The 8,157-nt window shown below is 70.3% G+C and carries 4 protein-coding genes; 3 read left to right on the top strand and 1 reads right to left on the bottom strand.

Going from position 1 to position 8,157, the window contains the following annotated elements:
- Positions 1–540: 540 nt before the first annotated feature.
- Positions 541–1,995 (top strand): rifampin monooxygenase, encoded by a 1,455-nt coding sequence (gene rox, locus QH276_RS03290; RefSeq protein ID WP_280400362.1) that lies wholly within the window; start codon positions 541–543, stop codon positions 1,993–1,995.
- A gap of 37 nt (positions 1,996–2,032) precedes the next feature.
- On the top strand, positions 2,033–3,124 hold the full coding sequence (locus QH276_RS03285; protein ID WP_280400363.1) for a DUF4185 domain-containing protein: 1,092 nt from the start codon (positions 2,033–2,035) through the stop codon (positions 3,122–3,124).
- Between the two features lie 270 nt (positions 3,125–3,394).
- Here QH276_RS03285 and QH276_RS03280 read toward each other — a convergent pair whose 3' ends face one another.
- Positions 3,395–5,593: a VanW family protein gene (locus tag QH276_RS03280; RefSeq protein ID WP_280406595.1), complete on the bottom strand. Its 2,199-nt coding sequence runs from the start codon at positions 5,591–5,593 to the stop codon at positions 3,395–3,397.
- A 972-nt stretch (positions 5,594–6,565) separates the two neighbouring features.
- Here QH276_RS03280 and gnd point away from each other — a divergent pair.
- Positions 6,566–7,597, top strand: a complete 1,032-nt coding sequence (gnd, locus tag QH276_RS03275; protein ID WP_280396810.1) for a phosphogluconate dehydrogenase (NAD(+)-dependent, decarboxylating) — start codon at positions 6,566–6,568, stop codon at positions 7,595–7,597.
- The last annotated feature ends 560 nt before the right edge of the window (positions 7,598–8,157 follow it).

The following is an 8,157-nucleotide window of genomic DNA, read 5'->3' as shown; positions in this document are numbered from 1 at the left end:
GTGTCACCATGTTCGACTGCAGCGGCCTGTCGACCGACGACCGGATCCCCGCCCGGGTGCTGGACCGGATCCTGGCCACCGCGGCGGGGCCGGGCGCGGACGAGGCGCCGGAGCCCACGACCCCCAAACCTCCCTCCTGCCCCCCCCCCCCGCGGCTTCCTCCCCCCCCCCCCCCCCCCCCCCCCCCCCCCCAATCCCCCCGCCCCCCCGTTTCTTTTCCGGCACCGGTGCTCGGAGCCGCGGACAGCACACAGCCGCGACGGAAAACGCAGTCCTGAGATATCGTCCGATTCTTCGAGCGGCCGGACGCGGCACGGTACCCGAATTCGGCACGGTACTCGAAATCAGTGCGGAAACCCCTCCCCACTCCAACATATATCGCACAGGGGGCCTTGCGGCAAGACCCCGGTCATGCCGCAGAATTGCCCGCCGGACCCGATCGCCGCATCCCGCGGCTGCCGCCGGTAGCTGCGGAAACCCGGGTCCACGGCGCGCGGTGGAGTGCGGCGAGCGGCACGAATTCGAGGGATGGGGCAGTTCATGTTCGATGTGATCATTACCGGCGGTGGGCCCACAGGCATGATGCTGGCGGCGGAGTTGCGATTGCACGGCGTGCATGTGGTCGTGCTGGAGAAGGACGCCGCACCGTCGGAGTTCATCCGCGGGACCGGATTGCATGTGCGCAGTATCGAGATCATGGACCAGCGGGGCCTGCTGGACCGGTTTCTCGCGCACGGCACCCGATACCCCCTCGGCAGTCACTTCGCCGGTATCAGTAAACCCATTCCCGGCGGGCTCGATACCGCGCACCACTACATTCTCGGGATCCCGCAACCGGTGACCGATCGGCTGATCGCCGAACGCGCCGCCGAACTCGGCGCCGAAATCCGGCGCGGCCGCGAACTCACCGGGTTGGACCAGGACGAACACGGCGTCACCGCCGAACTGGCCGACGGCACCCGGCTGCGAGCGCGCTATCTCGTCGGCTGCGACGGCGGCCGCAGCACGGTGCGCGATCTGCTCGGCGTGGCTTTTCCGGGCGAGCCGTCCACCAGCGACGTACTGCTGGGCGAAATGGCGGTCACCGCGTCCCCGGAGACGATCACCGCGGTAATGACCGAAGTGCGCAAAACCGAGCACAGGTTCGGGCTCATGCCGCTCGGCGACGGGCTGTACCGCGTGGGAGTGCCCGCGGCCGAGGTGGCCGCCGATCGCTCGGTTCCGCCGACCCTGGCCGAATTCGCCCACCAGCTGCGGGCCTACGCCGGCACCGATTTCGGGGTGCACTCCCCGCGCCGGCTGTCCCGGTTCGGTGACGCGACACGGCTGGCCGAACGCTACCGGGCCGGACGGGTGCTGCTGGCCGGGGACGCGGCACATATCCATCCGCCGCTGGGCGGGCAGGGCCTCAACCTCGGCGTCCAAGACGCCGTCAATCTGGGCTGGAAGCTCGCGGCGGAGATCGCGGGCTGGGCCCCGGAGGGCCTGCTGGACAGCTATCACACCGAACGGCACCCGGTGGCCGCGGGCGTGCTGATGAACACGCGGGCGCAGTCCGAATTGCTGTCCACCGAACCGGGCCCGCGGGCGGTACGCGAATTGCTGTCGGAACTGATGGACTTCCCGGAGGTGAGCCGGTTCCTCCTGGCGAAGATCACCGCCCTGGATATCCGCTACGACTTCGGCACCGGGCCCGAACTGCTCGGCCGGCGGCTCCGCGATATCGAACTCACGCACGGCCGCCTGTACGAACGGATGCATCGCGGCCGCGGTCTGCTGCTCGACCGCACAGGCCGGCTGTCCGTCACAGGGTGGGCCGACCGGATCGACCATATCGCCGACCCCGGAGCGCGGCTGGATGTGCCCGCCGTCCTGCTGCGGCCCGACGGTCACGTCGCGTGGACCGGGGACGAACAGCAGGAACTGCTCGATCGGATACCGCGGTGGTTCGGTGCCGCGGTCCGCCACACCACCACTCCGGCCGTGGCAAGATAGCCCGCAGAACCGCGCAGCTCCGCAGGAGGACACGAGAATGACTCGCCGCCCGCTGTCCGTACTAGTGCGCGCCGGGATCATGGGCGCCGCCGCGGCGCTCGTCCTGGCCGGTCCGGCCGCGGCGGACCCGAACAATGTGAATCCCATTCCCGGGATCAACGGGGAGCCCCGGGGCCTGCCGTCGCTGCCGGGTGATACCCAGGCCGTCTACCAGGTGACCGGGATGGACAGCCCCAACCGGACCGAGAAGGTGAACGTCCTCGGTACCGATCTCGGGGTGATGTGGGACGACGGGGCGGGCACCATGCTCACGGCGTTCGGTGATTCCGCGGGGCTGGGCGTGCCGAACCTGCTGGCCGGCAGTGTGTGGGCGTGGACCAGCAATGTGCTCTTCTACAGCCACACCAAGGACCCGGCGCAGGGCATCGTCTTCGACGGCGTGACGCCGAACCCGCTGCCCAGCCCCAAGATTCCGGGTATCGAGATCAGCCTGATCCCCACCGCCGGTATCGCGGTGGGCGGGGTGCAGTACATGAGCATGATGTCGGTGAAGGAGTGGGGGGATCACGGCAAATGGATCACCAACTTCTCCACCCTCGCCGCCTCCGGTGACGGCGGGCGCACCTGGGCGCAGCTGCCGACCACCCGCCGGGCGAATGTCGGTGGCCACGAACGTTTCCAGCAGAACGCGTTCGTGAAGGACGACGGCTATGTGTACCGGTACGGCACCCCGGCGGGGCGCGCCAACCCCGGCTTCATCTCCCGGGTGCGCGAAGCGGAGATCGCGAATATCGACGCCTACGAGTACTGGGACGGCCGCGGCTGGAAGGTGAACGATCCGCTGGCGTCGGTACCGATCGTCGAGGGTGTGGCCGAACTGTCGGTGCAGTGGAACGATCATCTGCGCAAGTTCGTGATGCTGACGACCGATCCGTTCAATTCGGTGGTCCTGCGCACCGCCGACTCCCCGGAGGGTCCATGGAGCACGCCCCGGGTACTGCTGGAAGCCGCGTCGCTGCCCACCGCCTACGCGCCCATGATCTTCCCGTATCAGACGGGTAGCGACCTGTACTTCCTGCTCACAGTGCACCGGCAGTACAACGTCCTGCTGATGCGCACGCCGCTGTAGAACGATCGACGACGACGGGCCCGGCTGTCTTGGGCCCGCCGAAGCCCCGAGCGTTGCGGTCGCCGGCCGCGGCGACGCTCGGCGGTTCACCCGGAGTGCAGTTCCTGCCGAATTCGTGGGTGGCGCACCGCGCGCGGACGCGCAGGTGGCCTGCGAACGAGTCCGGGAAGAGCGCCGCCGTGGTCGAGACGACCTCCTACCGGCGGGCGACGCAGCGACCGCCGGGCTGCTGTGCCGCACCCGGCCGGGCTGGACAGCCGGCCCGCGGAATCAGCGATTGCCCGCCCGGTTTGTGGTGGGGCGGCTGCCCTCGTTACCGCTACTCGGTGTTGTCGTCGGCGCCGAGTTGGTGGTCTCGGGTGTTTCCTCGTCCGCTTTCTCGTCGTCCGGGGAAACGCATTTCACCTCGGGCACCGGGTCGTACTTGACCGTGCGGGTGTGCCGGGAGATCTCCTGGCCGGTGTTGATATCGGTGATCACCCGGGTATCGGAAATCGTGAAACCGGGGGCTCCCGTGGAGGCGATGCAATCGTCGCCCGCGGGCAGGGTGATGGTTTCCGGCTCGGTCGGTTTGGTTCGCTCGCCGGTGATCGATTCGACGTTCACGGTCTGGGTGCCCCAGATCCGCACCGTCACCTCGGAGCTGTCGGCGAAGGCCTGGATGTATATGCCGTGCGGCGAGTTGTTGCGGAACTGCAGGTCGATCGCACCATCGAATACCGTGGCTTCCCGGGCGGCCGGATAACGGGAGATGTAGTAGCTGTGCTCGGTATGGCCGACATCCTCGAGCCCGGCGAAGTACGCGGCGTTGTACAGGGTGGTGGCGAACTGGCTGATTCCGCCGCCGACCGCCTTACTGGGGCGGCCGTGGTCGATGATGCCGGATTCCACATAGCCCTCGGCGGCGCCGCGGGGACCCGTATGCCCGTTGAGCGAGAAGGTGTCGCCCGGTTTGACGACGGCGCCGTTCACCTCCTGCGCGACCGTGCGGATGTTCACCCCGGACGGTCCGGTGAAACCGCCGGTGGTGAACTCACCCACCACCTCGGTGATCCCGAGAGACTCCGCGGCCTGGGTGGTGAGTTTCGGTTCGATGCGCTCGTAGATCGCCGGTGTGGTGCGCGGGGCGCCGGTGGCGGCCAGCATCGCCGGCAACTGTTCCAGCGATTTCGCCCAGTTGATCTTGTCGCCGACCACGGCGGGAACCACCGTGGGCGCACCGGAGAAGGTGAAGGTCGCATCCTTGGGCTCGACCTCGGTCGAGGCGAGCTGCGGCGCGAGCAGATCCTGTGCCACCTTGTGATCGAATTCGACCCGCAGGCCGCCGTGCCCGTCCGGCACGAAACTCACGATCGCGGCGATCTGCTCGGGGTTCAGGGTCGCGGTCGCGTTGCCCTTACCCGAATACGCGACCGGCGCGCTCACGGCCGGTTCCGCGATCTGGTGCAGGGCCGCTTCGATGGCGTCGCGGCGGACCGCCGGCGGCGCGGGGGTCACGGGCAGGTCCAGGGTGCTCGCGGTCGCCCACTGGTCGGTGAGCACCGTGCGCGCCGCGGCCAGATCGAGGATCCGGCCGGGTACCGGATTCACGGCGACCGGGCGGGTGCCCTCGAAGGCGATACCGCCCTCGACCGGCGGCTGATCGTGTACCCGCAGTTCGTCGAAGGTCCGGGTGAGCGCCGCCTCGTCGACCGTGCTGGCCACGGTCACCTCGCGGGTCGCGACGAAGGACAGCAGCCGGGCGGCGGGATTCAGCGGCTGGCCGCCCACCCGTTCCCAGGTACCGGCCCAGTCCACACCCAGGCCCGCGGCACTGGGCACCAGCTGGGTCTGCACATCGGCGATCTTCACGGGCACGACTTCACCGGAGCGGGCGTCGAGCACACCCTGCAGTTTCGCGCGGGCCGCGTCCTTTTCCATACCACCGATCGCTATTCCCGCGACCTCGACACCGCGCGGGACCTTGCCCGAGGTCATCACCAGATCGGCGATATAGCCGACCAGCGCGATACCGAATACGACAGCGGCGACCAGCAGGACCCGCCGGGCGGCCGCGGAATCGCGCAGCAGCGTTCGGGCGCCCGACAGCCGGCCGCCGGGACCGTTGTCACCACCGGAGCCGCCCGAACCGCCGGTGCGCGGGCCCCGCGGCGGCGCGGGCGGCACCGGGCCGCGCTCGTGCAACGCATCGGTGGCGGCGGTGTCGTCGGAGTAGGCGGGCCACGGTGCCGGATTCTCGGACAGTCGCTCGGTGAGCGGGGCGGAATCGAAGACTTCCGTGGGGGCGTCGGTTTCGGGCCCCGCTGAGCTGTAGGCACCGGGCGCCGCGATATCGCGGCGCGGCAGCTGCCGGGTCGCGAAATCCGAATCCGCCGGGTCGGAACCGCGGCCGGGGCGCTGAGGTCCGGGAGCGGGCGGCCGGTGGACGGCCGTGGGCGCATCGGCGACGGGCCGGCGCGGTTCGGCCACGGGTTCCCGGTAAGCAGCCGTGGGCGCCTCAGCGGCGGGCGGCCGGGACGCCGGGCCCGGATAGCCGGAGGCAGGTGACTCAGCGGCGGGCGGCCGGGACGCCGGGTCCGGGTAGCGGGAGGTAGGTGGCTCACCGGCGGGCGGCCAAGACGCCGGGGCCGAGTAGTCGGAGGTACGTGGCTCGGCGCCGGGAGGGCGGGGCGCCGGGGCCGGACGGCCGGACATGGGTGGTTCAGCGTCAGGGGTCCGGGGCGCTTGGGCCAGGTGGCCCGAGGCGAACGGCTCGGCTGCGGGTGGCCGGGGCCCGGGCGCCGGATGGCCGGCGGTGGGCGGCTCGGCGGCGGGCCGGGAGGGCGCGGGGCCGGAAGTTTGGGGGGAACGATCCGCGGATAAAGAACCTGTGGAGGCGGGCTGTCCGTCGGTGCCGGGGGCCCCGGCGGCCGGGTTCAACCACGAACTACCGCCGCGCCAGCCGGGCGCGACGGTATCTGCCGGATTCGGTTGTACGGGCGGTTGCGACTGCTGGGCACGGCCGGGGCCGTATCTGTCGTCGCTCGATTCGCCACTGCCGCGGCCGGTGTTCGATTCGCCGCTCACGAACCGTCCTCCCCAATCGCTTTGTCCGGGGACTCGCGGGTGCGAGCCTTCGCCAACGATAGTTGTCCGAACTGTAATCTTCAGTGCCTGATCCATCACAGCTGCGCCATCGGGTGACCCGTACAGCGACTCATTTGTGACACCGCGCAGCGGCCGGTGGCGTCTGGCCCGGTGACACTGCGCGGGTACGTCCGAACAGCAAAGTGGCCCCGTGTAGTCGCCGGGTCGGGGGTCAGGCGAATACACGGAGCCAACCGGTATATCGGTGCCGCGCACGGGTCGTTACACCCGGCCGCACGGAAATTCGCCCGGCGGCGGGCACAATCGACTACGACGTGCGATCCGGACCTCCTACCCAGGAAAAGGGGACGTGAGATGCAGTTGGGGATGATCGGGCTCGGCCGGATGGGCGCCAATATCGTGCGGCGGATCGTCGCGGCCGGGCACACCGCGGTGGGTTGTGAACGCCATGAGACCGTGATCAGCGGCCTCTCCGCCGAGCTCGGCGAGAGCTTTCGCGGCAGCACCGATCTGCGGGAATTCATCGCGCTGCTGGACACCCCCCGGGTGGTGTGGGTGATGATCCCGGCCGGCGCGACCGGCGCCGTGATCGATCAACTCACCGAGCTGCTGGAACCCGGGGATATCGTGATCGACGGCGGCAACAGCCGCTACCACGACGATATTTCCCGGGCCGCGAAGCTCGGCCCGCTGGGCATCCACTACCTCGATATCGGGACCTCCGGCGGGGTCTTCGGCCGGGAACGCGGCTTCTGCCTGATGATCGGCGGCGAAGCGGAACCGTTCCGCCATGTCGAGCCGCTGCTGCGCGCGATCGCGCCCGGGGTGGAGGCCGCGCCGCGTACGCCGGGGCGTTCCGGTGAACCGAGCGCCGCCGAGCAGGGCTATCTCCACTGTGGTCCCGCCGGTGCGGGGCATTTCGTGAAGATGGTGCACAACGGCATCGAATACGGGGCCATGGCCGCGTACGCGGAAGGGCTCAACATCCTGCACAAGGCCGACTACGGGCGGCGCGCGGCCGGGGAGTTCTCCGCCGAGGAGACGCCGCTCGAACATCCCGAGTACTACCGCTACGACATCGATATCGCCGAGGTCACCGAGGTGTGGCGGCGCGGCTCGGTGGTGGCGTCGTGGTTACTGGACCTCACCGCGGCTCAGCTGTACGCCGATCCGAACCTCGACTCGTTCGGCGGCCGGGTCTCGGATTCGGGTGAAGGCCGCTGGACCCTCGACGCCGCGATCGATATCGGCGTACCGGCTCCGGTGCTCTCCGCCGCCCTGTTCCAGCGCTTCGCCTCCCGCGGCGAATCCGGGTACGCCGATAAAACCCTCTCCGCCATGCGCGAGGCCTTCGGCGGCCACCACGAACTCCCGCACACCGAATAGCAGGGGCAGCGGCGTGGACCCGAGCACGGTCGGGCCCGAGCCGCGCATCGCATCGAACCTACCGGCGCCGGCGAGCTCCCTGCTCCCGCCGGCGCCGATTGCCCGACCCGAACCCGCTCCAGCCGCTCCGGTGGTCGCCGGCGCTGCGCGATGCGGCCACACGGTGCCCCGACCCCTCGATCGGGGCACCGCATCGCCCCTGCCGACTTCACCCCGATGGTTCGGGGCCCGTCTCGGATCTGGACTGACGGAGCGGGGGAGCGAAGCGGAGGAGCGGAGGAGGGAAGATTCGAGACCAAGGGGGCCCCGAACCCGGGGCCCCCGGGGGGGGGGCCGGAAATAAAAGGTGGGGTGTGGGGGCGCCGCCCCCGGCCCCCCCCGCGCCGGAGGTGATTTTGGGGGGGCCCCCGCCCCGGGCGGGCCCCGCCCCGCCCAGCCCACCAACCCCCCCGCCGCGGGCGCCCCCCCCCCCCCCCCGGCCCCCGATTGCCCGACCCGAACCCGCTCCAGCCGCTCCGGTGGTCGCCGGCGCTGCGCGATGCGGCCACACGGTGCCCCGA

This window comes from Nocardia carnea, assembly GCF_029869215.1.
Classification (GTDB): Bacteria; Actinomycetota; Actinomycetes; order Mycobacteriales; family Mycobacteriaceae; genus Nocardia; species Nocardia carnea_B.
This window is presented reverse-complemented; position numbering and strand designations above follow the sequence as displayed.

What these genes read in the sequence shown, in the direction of transcription:
- rox (WP_280400362.1), top strand. Translation starts at nt 541, where the DNA reads ATGTTCGATGTGATCATTACCGGCGGTGGGCCCACAGGCATGATGCTG.
- QH276_RS03285 (WP_280400363.1), top strand. Translation starts at nt 2,033, where the DNA reads ATGACTCGCCGCCCGCTGTCCGTACTAGTGCGCGCCGGGATCATGGGC.
- gnd (WP_280396810.1), top strand. Translation starts at nt 6,566, where the DNA reads ATGCAGTTGGGGATGATCGGGCTCGGCCGGATGGGCGCCAATATCGTG.